Origin of the sequence: Janthinobacterium sp. PSRC1-1 (assembly GCF_049897525.1) — a bacterium.
GTDB classification, from domain to species: Bacteria; Pseudomonadota; Gammaproteobacteria; order Burkholderiales; family Burkholderiaceae_D; genus Janthinobacterium; species Janthinobacterium tructae.
Genome location: NZ_JAFCWK010000009.1, coordinates 97487 through 112045, shown reverse-complemented (window position 1 = coordinate 112045; position 14559 = coordinate 97487). Strand labels below are relative to the sequence as shown.

16 protein-coding genes are annotated in these 14559 nt (G+C 61.9%); 6 read left to right on the top strand and 10 right to left on the bottom strand.

What is annotated here, in order from left to right; translation table 11 throughout:
• Positions 1-6 precede the first annotated feature (6 nt).
• A complete protein-coding gene (gene trxC / locus ACP7DW_RS19840; protein ID WP_426056296.1) occupies positions 7-459 on the bottom strand; it encodes a thioredoxin TrxC in 453 nt (150 codons plus the stop codon).
• 130 nt (positions 460-589) lie between these two features.
• On the opposite strand from trxC, the gene ACP7DW_RS19835 reads away from it, so the two are divergent.
• A complete protein-coding gene (locus ACP7DW_RS19835; protein WP_426056295.1) occupies positions 590-2020 on the top strand; it encodes a coniferyl aldehyde dehydrogenase in 1431 nt (476 codons plus the stop codon).
• On the opposite strand, the gene ACP7DW_RS19830 is transcribed toward ACP7DW_RS19835, so the two are convergent.
• Positions 2021-2626, bottom strand: coding sequence for a LysE/ArgO family amino acid transporter (locus ACP7DW_RS19830; RefSeq protein ID WP_100872449.1), 606 nt, complete (start codon positions 2624-2626; stop codon positions 2021-2023).
• Positions 2627-2830: 204 nt separating this feature from the next.
• On the opposite strand from ACP7DW_RS19830, the gene ACP7DW_RS19825 reads away from it, so the two are divergent.
• Entirely contained in the window at positions 2831-3721 is an 891-nt protein-coding gene (locus ACP7DW_RS19825) for a LysR family transcriptional regulator ArgP (protein ID WP_426056294.1), read from the top strand.
• Between the two features lie 106 nt (positions 3722-3827).
• Entirely contained in the window at positions 3828-4847 is a 1020-nt protein-coding gene (locus ACP7DW_RS19820) for an alpha/beta hydrolase (RefSeq protein WP_426056293.1), read from the top strand.
• Positions 4848-4965: 118 nt separating this feature from the next.
• On the opposite strand, the gene ACP7DW_RS19815 is transcribed toward ACP7DW_RS19820, so the two are convergent.
• The 6 genes from ACP7DW_RS19815 to ACP7DW_RS19790 all read right to left on the bottom strand — a co-directional run bounded on the left by ACP7DW_RS19815 (position 4966) and on the right by ACP7DW_RS19790 (position 9554).
• The gene (locus ACP7DW_RS19815; RefSeq protein WP_426056292.1) at positions 4966-5604 is read right to left on the bottom strand and encodes a phasin family protein; all 639 of its coding nucleotides are present in this window, start codon (positions 5602-5604) and stop codon (positions 4966-4968) included.
• 274 nt (positions 5605-5878) lie between these two features.
• Positions 5879-6196: a DUF2628 domain-containing protein gene (locus tag ACP7DW_RS19810; RefSeq protein WP_426056291.1), complete on the bottom strand. Its 318-nt coding sequence runs from the start codon at positions 6194-6196 to the stop codon at positions 5879-5881.
• 27 nt (positions 6197-6223) lie between these two features.
• A complete protein-coding gene (locus ACP7DW_RS19805; protein WP_426056290.1) occupies positions 6224-6595 on the bottom strand; it encodes a VOC family protein in 372 nt (123 codons plus the stop codon).
• Between the two features lie 116 nt (positions 6596-6711).
• The gene (locus ACP7DW_RS19800) at positions 6712-7989 is read right to left on the bottom strand and encodes a hypothetical protein (RefSeq protein ID WP_426056289.1); all 1278 of its coding nucleotides are present in this window, start codon (positions 7987-7989) and stop codon (positions 6712-6714) included.
• Between the two features lie 57 nt (positions 7990-8046).
• Positions 8047-8940, bottom strand: a complete 894-nt coding sequence (locus ACP7DW_RS19795) for a creatininase family protein (RefSeq protein ID WP_426056288.1) — start codon at positions 8938-8940, stop codon at positions 8047-8049.
• A 149-nt stretch (positions 8941-9089) separates the two neighbouring features.
• Positions 9090-9554, bottom strand: coding sequence for an SRPBCC family protein (locus tag ACP7DW_RS19790; RefSeq protein WP_426056287.1), 465 nt, complete (start codon positions 9552-9554; stop codon positions 9090-9092).
• A 181-nt stretch (positions 9555-9735) separates the two neighbouring features.
• Between ACP7DW_RS19790 and ACP7DW_RS19785 the strand changes: the two genes are divergently transcribed.
• The 3 genes from ACP7DW_RS19785 to ACP7DW_RS19775 all read left to right on the top strand — a co-directional run bounded on the left by ACP7DW_RS19785 (position 9736) and on the right by ACP7DW_RS19775 (position 11254).
• Positions 9736-10134 carry a hypothetical protein gene (locus ACP7DW_RS19785; protein WP_426056286.1) on the top strand — a complete coding sequence of 133 codons (399 nt, stop codon included), beginning with the start codon at positions 9736-9738 and terminating at the stop codon, positions 10132-10134.
• 49 nt (positions 10135-10183) lie between these two features.
• The gene (locus ACP7DW_RS19780; protein ID WP_426085226.1) at positions 10184-10714 is read left to right on the top strand and encodes a lysozyme inhibitor LprI family protein; all 531 of its coding nucleotides are present in this window, start codon (positions 10184-10186) and stop codon (positions 10712-10714) included.
• A 186-nt stretch (positions 10715-10900) separates the two neighbouring features.
• A complete protein-coding gene (locus ACP7DW_RS19775) occupies positions 10901-11254 on the top strand; it encodes a hypothetical protein (RefSeq protein ID WP_426056284.1) in 354 nt (117 codons plus the stop codon).
• Between the two features lie 215 nt (positions 11255-11469).
• On the opposite strand, the gene ACP7DW_RS19770 is transcribed toward ACP7DW_RS19775, so the two are convergent.
• Complete coding sequence (locus ACP7DW_RS19770) at positions 11470-13116, bottom strand: methyl-accepting chemotaxis protein (protein ID WP_426056282.1); 1647 nt, start codon at positions 13114-13116, stop codon at positions 11470-11472.
• Between the two features lie 93 nt (positions 13117-13209).
• Positions 13210-14325: a patatin-like phospholipase family protein gene (locus ACP7DW_RS19765; RefSeq protein WP_426056281.1), complete on the bottom strand. Its 1116-nt coding sequence runs from the start codon at positions 14323-14325 to the stop codon at positions 13210-13212.
• Positions 14326-14559 lie beyond the last annotated feature (234 nt).

Sequence of the window (14559 nt, the reverse complement as noted above, 5' to 3'; positions counted from 1 at the left end):
GGCGGCTCACAGGCGGGCTTTGTCCCTGGCCCAGGCGATGATGGCCTGCGCATCGATGGCGCCCGGCTGGCGCGCCACTTCCACGCCCCTGCGAAACAGGGCCAGGGTGGGAATGCTGCGGATATTGAAACGGCTGCCCAGGTCCGGCGACGCTTCCGTATTGACCTTCACGACGCGGAACGCCGGCTCCAGCGTCCTGGCCGCTTGCGCATAGAATGGCGCCATGCTGCGGCACGGGCCGCACCAGGGCGCCCAGAAATCCACCAGCACGGGAATGTCGCTGCGTTCGATATGCTTGAGGAAACGGGCGCTGGCCAGGTCCACGGGCTGGCCCGTAAACAAATCCTTCTGGCACTTGCCGCAGACAGGCTGCTCGCTAAGGCGGGCGTGCGGCAAGCGGTTGACGGCGTCGCAATGGGGGCACACGATGTGCAGGGAGTCTGGCGTGGTCGGGGTCATGGCATTCCTGGAAAGGGTAGCGTACAGTTGGCGGCCATTTTACGGCGTATCGTGCGGCGGCGCTGATCCGCATAGTCCACTATAGTGTGCTGGAACGGCGCGCGTATTGCCCAGCCAGCCAAGGAGAAACATGCCTGATGTCGCAAACAACATGGAGCTGAAGAACGCCGGGCTGGCTGCCGCCCTGGCCTTGCAGCGCGCCGCCTTCCGGGCCCACCCCCTACCCACGCTTGCCGAGCGCAAACGCGACCTGCACACCCTGCAGCGCTTCCTGCGCGAGCACACAGACGCGCTATGCGAAGCGATCAGCGCCGACTATGGCAACCGTTCTCACCACGAAACCTTGCTGGCGGAGATCTTTCCCGCCATCGACGGCATAGACCATGTAGTAAAACACTTGAAAAAATGGATGAAGCCGCAACGCCGCAGCGTGGACTGGCGCACCTTCCCCGGCGCCCGCAACCGCGTGCTGCCCCAGCCGCTGGGCGTGGTGGGCGTGCTCGTGCCGTGGAATTTCCCCGTGAACCTGAGCCTGGTGCCCTTGACCTACATCTTCGCCGCCGGCAACCGCGCCATGGTCAAGATGAGCGAGAATTCGCGCCACCTGGCGCGGCTCTTGATCGAGAAGATGCCCGCCTATTTTCCGCCGGACAAGCTGCAATTTTTTGACGAGACGGGCGGCGTGGGCATCGCTTTTTCACAACTGCCGTTCGACCACCTGCTGTTTACGGGTTCCGGCCAGACGGGCCGCGCCGTCATGGCGGCGGCCGCGCGCAATCTGTGTCCCGTCACGCTGGAGCTGGGTGGCAAGGCGCCGGCCATCGTCTGCGCCGATTTCGACGTGCGCACGGCGGCAGAGCGCATCCTGTTCGTCAAGTACCTCAACGCGGGCCAGATCTGCACCAGCGTCGACCACGCCTGGCTGCCCGAGGCCAGCATCGCCGCCTTTGTCGAGCATGCGCGCCAGATCATGCCCACGCGCTACCCGCGGCTCGATACGCCCGACTACACGTCCATCATCGACGAGGCCGCCTTTGAGCGCCTGCTGCTGGCGCTGGACGAAGCGCGCGCGGGGGGCGCGCAAGTGATTCCCCTGTTACCGGGGCCTGCATACGACCGCGCCACGCGCAAGATCGCGCCGCACATCGTGCTCGACGCGCCCGCAGATTGTCTGCTGCTGACGCGCGAAATCTTTGGCCCCATCCTGCCGCTGCGCGGCTATACAGATCTGAACACGGTGATCGACAGCATCAACGCGGGGCCGCGCCCGCTGGCCATCTATCCGTTCAGCAACCAGGCAACTACCGTACAGTTGCTGATCGACACGGTGATGTCGGGCGGCGTGTCCGTCAACGACGCCCTGTTCCACGTGGGCCAGCACGATCTGCCCTTCGGCGGCGTGGGCGAGTCCGGCATGGGCCACTACCACGGCGTCGAAGGTTTTCACACGTTCAGCAAGCTGCGCCCCGTGTTTTACCAGGCCCGCTTCAGCCCTTTGACACTGCTGCGACCGCCGTATGGCAAGCTGGCCAGCCGCGTGCTGGCCTTCCTGACCCGCTGATTACAGGAACAGCGAGGCGGCGATGGCCCACATGACGACGGCGATGATGCCGTCGAGCACGCGCCAGGCCATGGGCTTGGCAAACACGGGCGCCAGGTAGCGGGCGCCAAAACCCAGCAGGAAGAACCACAGGGCCGAAGCCATGATGGCGCCGCCGGCAAAGTAGAAGCGTCCCACGCCTTCATGCTGGCCGCCGATCGAACCGAGCAGGATGACCGTGTCGAGGAAGGCGTGCGGGTTCAGCAGGCTGAACGCCAGCGCCGCGCCGATCACGGCCCAGTAGCCTTCGGGCGACTTGGCCGCCGACACCGTCAGGGCCGTTGGACGCCAGGCCGACTTGGCCGCGCGCAAGCCATACGCGATGAGGAAGGTCGCGCCACCAGCCTTGGCCCACAGCAAGAAATTAGGATTGTCGGCAATGAAGGTGCCCATGCCGGCCACGCCGGCCGTGATCAAAATGGCATCGCACAACAGGCACACCAGGATACAGGTGAGCACATAATGGCGCTTCAAGCCCTGCTTGAGCAAGAAGGCGTTCTGCGTGCCGATGGCCACGATCAGGCTCGCTCCGAGCCCCATGCCTTTCAAGAAAATTGCGCTGTCCATATCGATTCCTTTCTATTGCTTTCCATCACGCGCACGGCCGCCCACGCTCTGCCGGCAACGGCAAAGTCATCAGAGGTAGGTGGAGGGTGGTGCGGAACCAGGAGGACCGCGCGGGAGAGTGGAGTTGTTACCCTATTTCAACAGTGTAAAGAAAAAGTAAATATAAGTATAATGAATGATTCTAACCATATATAAGAGAATCTTATGCGCGTCGTCGATTACCGTGGATTGGCCGCCCTCGACGCCGTGATCGGCCTGGGCAGTTTTGAAAAGGCCGCGCAGGCGCTAGCGATCAGCCAGCCGGCCGTGTCGCAGCGCATCCGCACGCTGGAAAACCTGGAAGGCACCCTGTTGATCATCCGCAGCCACCCGCCCCTGCCCACGGAAGCGGGCCAGCGCCTGATCGCCCATTACCGGCAAGTCAAGCTGCTCGAAGCGGCGCTCGACGCCCAGCCCGGCCCCACCACGCAATTGCCGGAGCTGGCCATCGCCGTCAACGCCGACAGTGCCGCCACCTGGATCCCGGAAGCGCTGGGACCGCTACTCTCGCCGCCGTCCTGCCTGCTCGATATCCGCCTCGACGACCAGGACCATACCCTGAGCCAGCTGCGCGAAGGCCGCGTGTTTGCCTGCGTCACCAGCGCCAACGACCTGGTGGCCGGCACCACGGCCACGCCGCTGGGCGGCATGCGCTACCTGTGCGTGGCCTCGCCCGCGTTCGCGCTGCAATGGTTTCCCCATGGTTTTACGGTGGAAGCCGTCAGCCAGGCGCCCGCCATCACGTTTGGCAGCAAGGATGCCCTGCACGAGCGCTATCTGCAGCACCGCCTCGGCTACACGGGCCGCTATCCGCACCATGTGCTCGGTTCGGCGCGCGACTTCGTGCGCTTCATCGAAGCGGGCTATGCCTATGGCATGGTGCCTTTACTGCAGGCGGAAACGGCGCTGGCCGCGGGCAGGCTGGTTGACGTGGCGGCCGGGCAAGCGCTCGACGTGCCCCTGACCTGGCATGCCTGGGATATCCAGACGCCACTCACGCGCACCTTGTCGGACGCCGTCATCGCCACAGCACGCAAATGGCTGCTACAAGATTGAAACAAAACATGCAACAGTTACCTGCGCCAGATTGCAACTTCCCCATGTGCGCCCCGCCCTGCCTGGCCTACACTACAAGCATGATCCATCACCATCAGGAGCTGGCATGACGACCCTGCGCACCACCTTGCTCGGTTTGCTGGCGACCATCCCGCTCGCCGCCAGCCTGGCCGCCTGCTCACCCTTGAGCGTCATCAATGCCTTGTCGTCCGGCAGTGCCTCGCAAGTGACGCGGGGCCTGGCCTACGGCCCCCTGCCACGGCAAAAACTCGATGTGTATGCCCCCAAAATCCGCACGGGGCCCGTACCCGTGGTGGTGTTCTTTTATGGCGGCAACTGGACGGCGGGCGAGCGCGCCGACTATGCCTTCGTTGGCCACGCGCTCGCTGCGCGCGGCTACCTGGCCGTGATCGCCGACTACCGGCTGTATCCGGAGGTGCACTACCCGGAAATTTTGCAGGATGCCGCCCGCGCCGTGGCCTGGGCCGCGATGGAATCGAGCCGCCATGGCGGCGACCCCGCGCGCCTGTTCGTGATGGGCCATAGCGCGGGCGCCTACAATGCGGCGATGGTGGCGCTCGACGCCAGCCTGCTGGCGCGCCACGGCATGCACCCGCACGACTTGCGCGGCTGGATAGGCTTGGCCGGTCCCTACGATTTCTTGCCGATCGAAAATACGACCACCCGCCCCGTCTTCTTTTACCCGGACACGCCGGCCGCTTCGCAGCCCATCCAGCACGTGACGGCCGAGGCCCCGCCCGCCCTGCTGATCGCCCCCTTGCCCGGACAGGACAAGCTGGTCAATCCACAACGCAATACGGGTGGCCTGGCCAATGCCTTGCGGGCACGGCAGCGGCCCGTGACGGAAGCGTATTTCGACAAGGTCAGCCATACCACCCTGGTCGCCTCGCTGGCCAGCCCCCTGCGCATACTGGCCCCCACGCTGGACGCCGTGAGCGCCTTTATCGACGCCAACAGCAAGGTAGATACCGTGCTGACACGTAACCTGGGCGTGGGCATGGACGGGCGGGACATTCCCGCCACGCCGCCACGTCCTGCAACGGCGCGAAGCGCCGCCACGCAGGCTGGCGTCGCGCGCGCCCACGACAAAACGCCCGCCCCCTGAAGGACGGGCGCTCTGCCCGGACCGCTACGCACGATGCAGCGCCTCAAGCAGCCGCATCTCAAGGCTCGGCCCTTGCGATGCGAAGTCAGCTGGCATTCAGCTACCGGCGGCAGCCCGCTTACTCTTTACGGCTGGCGCTGCTGCTTTTGCTTTGTGCCGAGCCCGCTTGCGATGCGCTGCCACTGGCGGAGCTTTCGCTGCCGGCCGACTGCTGGCTGCCTTGCTGGCTGGCGCTTTGCAGGCTTTGACCGTCACGGCTGTGCGCGCCGCGCTGCTGCTCGCGGCTGGCGCCGTTTTGCTGATAGGCCTGGAACGGTTCGGCCATGCGCTGCATCGCTTCCTGCTGCTTGCGCACGTTTTTCTCCGTTTCTTCCGAAGCCGTGCGGGCCACTTCTTCGGCCAGCGCCTTGGCAGTACGGCTCGTTTCATTCACATGCTGCTCGGCCACGTTGGCCAGTTCGACCTGCGTATCGGCGGCCAGACGCGACAGCTGTTGCTGATACTTGCGCAATTGCTCGGCAGCTGGCTGGCCCGCTGCGGCTGCCACCTGGAACACATCTTCTGCGCGCTCGACCGTCAGCAGGTTCTGGCCGGTAACGGTGGTTTCTTCCAGCAAACCTTGCGCCAGCTGCATGTTCAGGTCATTGAAGTGCTGCACCGACTGGAAAAAGGACTTCGACAAACTATTGAAAAAAGCCAGTTGCGCTTCCAGGTGGTTTTTGGCGGCTGGGGTAACACTACGGGAATATGGATACATGGAGTTCCTCATTAAATAGCGGTTGGGTAGACACAAGGCGACACCACCGGCTGTCGAACGGTGAAGCAGACGACCGGGCTACGCCACGAAACGCGAAAAAACATATCCGATTGGTGGGAAGATGCTTTGCAACGCGAGTCCCAAGGCTACGTGAGCACCGCAGGTGAGGCATGATCTGGATCAAACGTGCGCTAAGCTGCGCAGAAAGTTTTGGCTGGACAGCTTGCCCTTGGCAAACGTCAGTGAGAGGAAGGAAAATCTGTGCCACGCATGCTCAACGCACGACGGGCTTGTAGCCATGGCTGCGCAGCGACGCTTCCAGCCAGCGGTTGCCATACCAGCCACGTGCCAGCAGGTAACTGAGTTCCGCGGCGGCCATCAGCAGCATCATCGGACCGATGTGCAGTTCGGTGGCCAGATGGCTGCCAAACCACAGGCAGACATCCATCGCCAGCATGAGCAGCAATAGCCACCAGCGGCGCTTGGCCACGGCCCAGAACGAGCCCAGCAACAAGGCCGGCCAGGAAAATCCCGCTTTCACGTAGGCATAGCGACCCGCATCGTCGACAAACAGGGTGGCGCTTTGCTTCATGCTGCTCTCTTCTGGTAATGAACGGTGTCAGGGTTCGGGATGGTGGCAGACGGCTTCGACATTGTGACCGTCCGGGCCCAGCACGAAGGCGCCGTAGTAATTCGGATGATACATGGCGCGGATGCCGGGGGCGCCGTTATCCTTGCCGCCCGCTGCCAGTGCAGCCTGGTAAAACGCGTCCACCTGGGCACGGTTGTCCGCCGCAAAGGCTAGATGCATGCCGGCATGCGGCGTGCCGCCCACGCCAAACCAGAAATCGGGCTTGCCATCCTTGCCCAGGCCGACCCAGCCCTGCTCTTCCATCACCACCGACACGCCCAAGGGCGCCAGGGCGGCCGCAAAAAAAGCCTTGCTGGCCTGGGCATCGCTGACATTCAAACCGATGTGATCAAGAATCATGATGGTGCTCCTCGCAGGTAAGGGGACAGGAAATACAGTATGCGCCAATATTGCTTTTTAAGCAAGCATAACTGCAGACCCGGCACTCCGGCTCCAGGCAGCGCCACGCGCCTTGCCTAGCGCAGGTTGCCCGTATGCCCGAGCGAATAACGGCCCGGCTGCGGCCACACGGTCAGGCCGTGCGGTTCCTGGCCGACTTTCACTTTCGACACGTCGCCACTGTTCGTATCGATGCGGTAGACCACGTCGTCGAAACGGCCGGACAGCCACAGATACTTGCCGTCGGCGGATACATTACCCATGTCGGGGCTGCCGCCGCCGGGAATCGGCCAGTTCGCCACCACTTTTTCGGTGGCGAAATCGATCACGCTGACACTGCCCTTGCCATTGCGCTTGCCGTGGATGCGGTGCGTGCCGCGGTTGGCCACGTACAGTTTCTTGCCATCACGGCTCGGGTACAGACCGTGCGCGCCCACGCCCGTCTGGATGAAGCCGATTTCCTTCAGGGTGGCGCCATCGACGATGTGCACGCCGTCAGCGTCCATGTCGGCGATAAAGAACTTCTTGCCGTCCGGCGAGATGCGTATGTCTTGCGGCATGCCCTTCTTGACGCTGCAGATTTCATTCGCCGGGCCGCCCACGGGGCCGGACTCGGCAAAGCGCTTGGCCGGCATCTGCAGTTTCAGGTAGCCGTCGACCTTGCGCCCCACCAGGTCGATCTTGGCGATGGTGCCGTCGAACTCGCAGGTGAACATGGCGTAGCGGCCGTCATTCGAGAAATCCGCATGGTTGATGCCGCCGCACTGGGGCGTGTCGATCGAATACTGTACCGCCATGGTCTTCGGATCGCGGAAATCGAGGCGGTGGCGCGCTTCGGCCACGACGATGGCCGACTTGCCGTCCGGCGTGAAATACATATTGTAGGGATCATCGACGGGAACTTCCTTGCCCGGCTTGCCCGTCAAGGGGTCGACCGGCGTCAGACTGCCCTTGTCCGTGCGTTCGGCATTGTTTGCCACCCACAGGGTGCGCAAGTCCCACGACGGCACCACGTGCTGCGGGCCGCTGCCGACCTTGAACTTGTCGACCACTTTCAGGCTGTCCTGATCGATCACGTACACATCGTTCGAGCGCAGGTTGGGCACGTAGACTCTGCGCAAGTGATCCTTGACGACGGGACTCATATTGCTGCTGCCGATGCTGCCGTAGACGTTCTTCGGGTCCACCAGCGGCGGCATGCCCGGCAGCGGAGAGTAGGCGGCAGCCGGCGCCACAGCAGCAGCGGCAGGGGCCGGCGTGCTGGCGCCGATGACCTGGCTGGCCACGCCCAGGCCGGCCAGTGCGGCAGCCAGGGCGGACAAGGTGACGATGGTGCGTCGTTGAGATTTTTTCATGTGATTTAGCGTTGTTTCGTTGCAAAAGCCGGAAGTTCTGCACTTCCGGCGGAGAATTTACTTGTTACGTTGCAGCAATTGCTTGATGGCGGCCACCGACGTGTCCACCTGCAGCTTGATGCCGATCTGGCCCAGTTCAGCCGTGGCCCGCGTGGCGTCGCCGCGCACGCCGTCCGCCACACCGGGCTTCGGTCCGTGCGCCATGGCCTCGCTGCGCACCAGCGACGGGTCCGTCGCCAGCATCAGCGCCGCGTCAGCCAAGCCCGCGTGCAGGCCGATCTCGGCGCTGCTGTGGCCGCGCTTCTGCAGCTCGGCAATATATTGCGATTGCGTGATGTCATAGTAATCGAGCAAGGCATACGCACGCGCATCTTTCGCCGTGGAAGCTTTGCCCCAGGCCCGGTTGAGTTTATTTGCCACATTCTGCTCGTTTTTTTGATAGCCGCCATGGTCGCCGATAAAAATGATGTCGCGGAAACCATGCTGGCGCAGGCTGGCAGCCGCCCCTTCCAGCACGGCTTCGAAGGCGGCCGGCGGTATCGAGATCGTGCCGGCAAAGCGCATGTGGCCGGCTGGTGGAGAAATACTGCCTTCCGGCACGTAGGACACGACGGGCGCGACGATGGTGTTGCCCAGCTTTTGCGCAATCTGGCGCGCCAGCAAAGCGGCGCGCACATTGTGCTTGCCCAGCGCGATATACGGCCCGCTCTGCTCGACGCCGCCAATCGGCACCAGCACGGTGGTGGCGCCGTGGTCGATACGGCTGCGCAACTCCGTGCTGGTCAGCTCTTCCAGCATGACACTGCTGCTGGCAGGCGTGGCCGCCAGGGCGGACGCCGTGACCAGCAAACACGACAACGTCAGGACGAACAGGGAAACGAGGGGATTGCGTGAAAGGCGGAGCGTGGATGGCGCGCCAGGCGCCGTTCGCTGGGGGAACTGCAGAGTCATAAGCAAACATCTTTCCGAGGTCAAAGGCGCCGTGCCCGGCCTTGCCAGGCAAGCTGGCTGCCACGCAGGAATTGTATTCCATCATGACGGGAAGGGCACGTTAATTTGACGCGGTGCTTTGCAAGGAATTGACGAGGGGAAACTATCTGTCAGGCGACTGTCGCCTTGGCCCCATCCACCCCGCCATCATGGAGCGATTCGTGGCGTTTCTCGGCATAGGCCTTGAGCGAACGCATCGTTTTGGGTAGCCCTTGCCGGACTTGTTTGGCAACGCCTGGTCCGAACAGAAAAGCCAGCGCTCCGGTGAACCACACGCGGTGAACGACTTCCGCTCCGCCATCCACCGCGGCAACCGTGTGCTCGAAGTGGATACGGAACAGCGGGATGTAGCCCTCGACGGTGAACGAGCGGCCGGCAGTGCGCTCGGTAACCACCATCGGAATACCCATCCCCTTATTCGGCACTATCCTGCCCTGTGTTCCCGCTGCGAATGGTCCATTGAGCCGGGCTTGCTTTGTATCCGGATCCCACAAGTGCCATCGGTCGACTTCGCTCCAGATTTGATCGATGCCCGTGGGCGGGACGGCAATGTGGATGCTTTCTTCGATATGCATCAATTGGGTTCTCCCTGATATTATCAGTAGAATGGAATTCCGGCTGTACTGGCCGGGCCATGACGAGCGCCTTGTTTGTAGCCTATCCAGGCAGGCGCGCTTGACAAGGCAAGTATGTCACACCTGGGCACGATGCTACCCTAGAAACGCTGCCCAAGAGCACCTTGGATGTTGAGAGACTATGAACGCAATACATTGGAGGGTTCAGGAGCTAAAGCATCACACTGAGGATATCGTCTGGCTTGATGCCGAGGGTGCTCGCCATGCATATCATTTAGTGGGCCTTCATGACTCAAAGACGCATCTCGGCCTGGACGTTAACACCGTTGGCTCCATCGAGCGGCTCGCATACGGCAATGATGTGGCCAGTGCGACCAGGTGGTTACGTGCCCGTATGCCGGGAAGTCAGCAGGTCGTAGTTGTGTTTGGAAAAGACGAAAGCTTCGTATGCAACAGTGTATTCCTGGTCGAAAATTGGTCGGATGTTTTTGTCCCATCACGTGACGACGCGATGATCTATTCGAACGACACGCCGCATATCCTGTTTTATTGCCATGAAAAGGCATTCGAGGCGGGGTAGCGAATTGTCTCTGATTAAAGGCCGAGTTCGGCCAGAAACCGACCTCCATATGATCCAGTATAAGAAGGAGCGAGTGCTCGTGGGAAATGCCGTTTTAAGCCGCTTGTCCATATTGGGCGTTGTTTTCTTGTGCCTTTCGCTGTCGTCCTTGACCAATGCTTCCGAACAACAAAGCGATATGGCATCGATCAAGCAGGAGCATTGCGAAGAAAGTAATAATCTTGAAAATACCTTCTGCATGAGTCGAGAGCTAACAGAATCCGACGCGCGCTTAAACGTCGTCTACAAGACATTGATGTACGCGCTTACCAAGCCACGAGGACTGCAAAGCGCCCAACGCGCATGGATGGTTTTCCGTGACGCGGAGTGCAAGTTCCAGAACGCGGCGATGCATGGTGGAAGTGCTTACAACTTTTCGACGGACCTGTGTTTGATGCGGTTGACTGAACAGCGCATATCGGTGTTAGAAACCGTTAGGCCCTGTAATGGATGCGTAGAATTCAAGGATGAGTTTTATGGAACGAGGAAAGAGTTCACCTTGCCAGAGCGCAAACGCACTCCTGCTTCGGGCAAGCTATGACACGGGGCGAAGCTTGCTAACTTAGAAACGACGGCAATCAGGGCCAGCGGCAGACGTTCACGTTGAGGTGACAATGCGTGACTTTTCTCGCTTGGCCATTCCTTATACTCATCGGCAGCTGGCGGTCAACTCTTCAACTCTGTATGTTGACCAGCTCCTCAAACCAGTTTTCCGCACAGTCCGATCATGACCACATTGCGTAAAGCAATTATCCTGGCAGTCTTTTTTGCGGTGACAAGCGCTGGCGCAGCGCTGTCATATGCGGCACCGTGGACGGACATATCGTGGCGGCAAGCGCAGCTTTGGGCAGGTTCCTTCTGCTGTCTCGGATTCTTACTCGGGGGGATATACGCCTTCGATCCGGATTCCGACTTGAAGATCAAGTCCAGTGCAATCGGTCGGATGTCATTCGGGGTCATAGCCTCGTTAATATTGTCCGCTTTGTGGCGCTGGCCGCTTGAAGGCGTTGCGCTCGCAAGCCTTATTGGTGCTGTGCTTGGGTATTTAGGCATGATGTGGGCAAAATTTGCCGACTTTTGACGATAGGGCTCACTGCCTGCAACGGGGCGAGAGCGGAATCGCGCGCCCGCAAGGCAGGCTGACACTGGACTGCAGCGGAACCGGGCTGCGCTTCCTGCATGCCACCCTGCCAGCCCGGCCAAACCTTCCGACACTTGCCACAAGTGCAGAACTCAACGCCCCCCATGGAACGGCGCCACCACCAAAACCCCGGCATACCGGGGCAGTCACAAGGCTTACACGCGGGCGCTGCGGCCCGGCAGCGCCAGGCGCCGGCTGGCGGCGCTTGAAACCGGGGCCGGCAAGCCGCCCGCCACTTTCAACGATTTTGCCTGGGCATCGCCACGCAGGCGGAACACGGCCACCACGTCGACCAGTTCCACGGCGCGCTCTTGCAGCGAAGACGCTGCGGCGGCCGCCTCTTCCACCAGGGCTGCATTTTGCTGGGTCACCTGATCCATTTGCGAAATGGCCTGGTTCACCTGCTCGATACCGGCGCTTTGCTCGTGGCTGGCGTTGGCGATGTCGCCCATGATGTCCGTCACGCGACGGATGCTGGCGACGATTTCTTCCATGGTCGCGCCGGCCTGGTCGACCAGCACGCTGCCCGTGTTGACTTTATCCACGGAATCCTCGATCAAGCCCTTGATTTCCTTGGCGGCCGCCGCCGAGCGCTGCGCCAGGTTGCGCACCTCGGTGGCCACCACGGCAAAGCCACGGCCCTGCTCGCCCGCGCGCGCCGCTTCGACGGCCGCATTCAGCGCCAGAATATTGGTTTGGAAGGCAATGCCGTCGATCACGCCGATAATGTCGGCGATCTTCTTCGCCGATTCATTGATCGATCCCATCGTGCCCACCACTTGCGCCACCACGGCGCCGCCCTTGCGGGCCACGTCCGAGGCGGACACGGCCAGGGTATTCGCCTGGCGCGCATTGTCCGTATTCTGGCGCACGGCCGAGGTCAGCTCTTCCAGGCTGGAGGCGGTTTCTTCCAGCGACGACGCCTGCTGCTCGGTGCGCACGGACAAGTCCGCGTTGCCGGCAGAAATCTGCGCGGCCGCCACGCTGACCGTATCGGCCGAGGTGCGCACGGTGGCGATCACGTCGACGATGCGTTCGAGGAATTTATTGAAGGCGGTGGCCGTGCGGCCCACTTCATCCATGCGCTCGACAGGCATGGCGGCGGACAGGTCCAGCGAGGCGCTGACCCTCTCCAGCGTAGTTTCGATATTACCCAGGCCGCCGCTGATGGTGCGGTAGATGTGCCAGGCCAGCGCGCCCGTCAGCAGCACGGCCACGCCCAGCACGGCCAGCATGGTGTTGAACGCCGTGTCGTAGGCCGCCAGGCTTTCGGCCTTCACGTCATCGACCAGCTTGTTGTTGTAGGCGATATGGTCATCCATGCTCTTTTTCGCGGCGGCGGCCGTGATGGCCAGGGGCGTGCCGGCCAGCAAGGTGGCGCGCACGCCATCCATGTCGCCCGCGTAGGCGGCGGCAAAGAATGGCACCAGCGCGCGGCGGTACGCTTCCATGGCGGCCTGGTCGGCGTCGAGCATCTTGCTGTCCGTCGCGTCGTACAGGCGCTCGGCGCGGTAGGTGGCGATGACCTTGTCGAAATTCGTGTTGGCGTCGGCCACGGCCTTGTCCAGCGCCGTCTTGTCGGCCAGGTTGGAGAATACGGACAGGCGATAGCCGGCCAGGCGCGAATCGGCCAGGAAACCCTTGGCCGCATTCAAGCCCTGGATGCTGGGAATGATGCGGTTTTGTACGGTGTCAAAACGTTCCTGGGCGCGCTGCAGCTGAATGGCGCCGCCGGCACCCAGCAATAGCAGGGCCAGCAAGGCGATGGTGAGGGTCAGAATCAATTGCTTGGTGATATTCATTGTGTGTCACAGTCAAAAAAGCAGCCTGGCAGAGCCAGGCGGGATGAGTAGCTGCCGATCAGGTGGCCGGGACCGGTTGCCGGCGGCGCGAGCTCAGGCCGCCAACGGGGAAACGTCAGGCGTGCGGCGCAGCAAGTCGCCATGCTGGCGGCAAAACGCCAGGCCCGCCTTGTGGCCCACGTCGAACAGCAGCTGCATGTTCGAGCTGGACCAGTCCAGGGTGTCGGGCCAGTGCTGCTCCGGGATGCCGCCCATCAGGTCGAGTTTCAACAGACGCCGCTTGGGCTGGCCCGTGCGCGCATCCGTGTTGTGCTCAAGTTCGAACAGGCGCAGTTCGCTCTTGGAAATCTTCACCAGCGGCGTGATGATGGAGCGCACCCAGGCGTCGTACAGGTTGCGCGGCTTGCGCAGCAGGCGCTCGTCGCCGAGGATGTCGAGGATGACCAGGGTGTCGGCGTCAGCGTGTTCGCCCTTGCCTTCGATGAACGGCTCGAAATTGAGCGTGTCGAGCGCCGCGCCTTCGATGTAGTCGTCGCCATCGATGGTGGTGGGCGCATACAGGAAGGGGAACGACAGGGCCGCGCGCACGTGGATCGGTGCGATCTCGTGCTTGCCCCAGATTTGCATGCGGTGCTCGCTGAGGTTGTAGGCATTGATGTAGAAATCGGGGCGCATGCGCGCCACGCCCGAGAAATCCACGGCTTTTTCCAGAAAGGGCAAGTGCGCGCACAGGCCCAGGCTTTTCGCCGACAGGTCCGATGGCGACAGCGACGACACCATCAATTTCCCCCAGTCCGACCAGGCCGTGGGCACACCCGCAAACGTTTGCTGGAACGCCTGAAAAAAAGGATTGTTGGCCGGCGGCTGGAAGGCGTCGCGGAAACTGCTCGCATGCATGCCCGGCTTCTGGAACACCTTGTAATTGATCGGAATCATCTTGTAGATGCTGTCGGCCACGCCCGTGTCGGCCCAGCTTTGCAAGGCCTGGCGCGGCGTGGCTTCGTGCGGTGTCGTGTAAAGCAAACCCATCAGCACACCGGCGCCGGAGGCGGAAATGACATCGAATTCGATGCCTTCGTCGAGAAACGCGGCCAGCGCGCCCGCGATCAAGGTGGAATTTGGTGCACCGCCACCAAGCAGCAGGCCCGTCTTGCGGGCAGCTGTCGCGGCTGGCGCCGGATGTGGCGGCGTCGTGCTTGCTGTCTTCATGCACACTCCCTGAATGGAACCGGGCTCACGCCCTAATTGTTGGTTACTACGCTGACTACGCTGATGCATGCCCATGTTCCAGCAACAGGAAACTATTGCAATATTGCCGAAACAGATATGAAATTAACATAATTAAATTCCTTATGGCAATTTAATTAACGCATGATGGGTATTCAGAAAGGGTATAAGTTGACGGCACGCGGCGTCGCGTGACGCATCGCAGCAAATAAATAT

What these genes read in the sequence shown, in the direction of transcription:
- trxC (WP_426056296.1), bottom strand. Translation starts at nt 459, where the DNA reads ATGACCCCGACCACGCCAGACTCCCTGCACATCGTGTGCCCCCATTGC.
- ACP7DW_RS19835 (WP_426056295.1), top strand. Translation starts at nt 590, where the DNA reads ATGCCTGATGTCGCAAACAACATGGAGCTGAAGAACGCCGGGCTGGCT.
- ACP7DW_RS19830 (WP_100872449.1), bottom strand. Translation starts at nt 2,626, where the DNA reads ATGGACAGCGCAATTTTCTTGAAAGGCATGGGGCTCGGAGCGAGCCTG.
- ACP7DW_RS19825 (WP_426056294.1), top strand. Translation starts at nt 2,831, where the DNA reads ATGCGCGTCGTCGATTACCGTGGATTGGCCGCCCTCGACGCCGTGATC.
- ACP7DW_RS19820 (WP_426056293.1), top strand. Translation starts at nt 3,828, where the DNA reads ATGACGACCCTGCGCACCACCTTGCTCGGTTTGCTGGCGACCATCCCG.
- ACP7DW_RS19815 (WP_426056292.1), bottom strand. Translation starts at nt 5,604, where the DNA reads ATGTATCCATATTCCCGTAGTGTTACCCCAGCCGCCAAAAACCACCTG.
- ACP7DW_RS19810 (WP_426056291.1), bottom strand. Translation starts at nt 6,196, where the DNA reads ATGAAGCAAAGCGCCACCCTGTTTGTCGACGATGCGGGTCGCTATGCC.
- ACP7DW_RS19805 (WP_426056290.1), bottom strand. Translation starts at nt 6,595, where the DNA reads ATGATTCTTGATCACATCGGTTTGAATGTCAGCGATGCCCAGGCCAGC.
- ACP7DW_RS19800 (WP_426056289.1), bottom strand. Translation starts at nt 7,989, where the DNA reads ATGAAAAAATCTCAACGACGCACCATCGTCACCTTGTCCGCCCTGGCT.
- ACP7DW_RS19795 (WP_426056288.1), bottom strand. Translation starts at nt 8,940, where the DNA reads ATGACTCTGCAGTTCCCCCAGCGAACGGCGCCTGGCGCGCCATCCACG.
- ACP7DW_RS19790 (WP_426056287.1), bottom strand. Translation starts at nt 9,554, where the DNA reads ATGCATATCGAAGAAAGCATCCACATTGCCGTCCCGCCCACGGGCATC.
- ACP7DW_RS19785 (WP_426056286.1), top strand. Translation starts at nt 9,736, where the DNA reads ATGAACGCAATACATTGGAGGGTTCAGGAGCTAAAGCATCACACTGAG.
- ACP7DW_RS19780 (WP_426085226.1), top strand. Translation starts at nt 10,184, where the DNA reads ATGATCCAGTATAAGAAGGAGCGAGTGCTCGTGGGAAATGCCGTTTTA.
- ACP7DW_RS19775 (WP_426056284.1), top strand. Translation starts at nt 10,901, where the DNA reads ATGACCACATTGCGTAAAGCAATTATCCTGGCAGTCTTTTTTGCGGTG.
- ACP7DW_RS19770 (WP_426056282.1), bottom strand. Translation starts at nt 13,116, where the DNA reads ATGAATATCACCAAGCAATTGATTCTGACCCTCACCATCGCCTTGCTG.
- ACP7DW_RS19765 (WP_426056281.1), bottom strand. Translation starts at nt 14,325, where the DNA reads ATGAAGACAGCAAGCACGACGCCGCCACATCCGGCGCCAGCCGCGACA.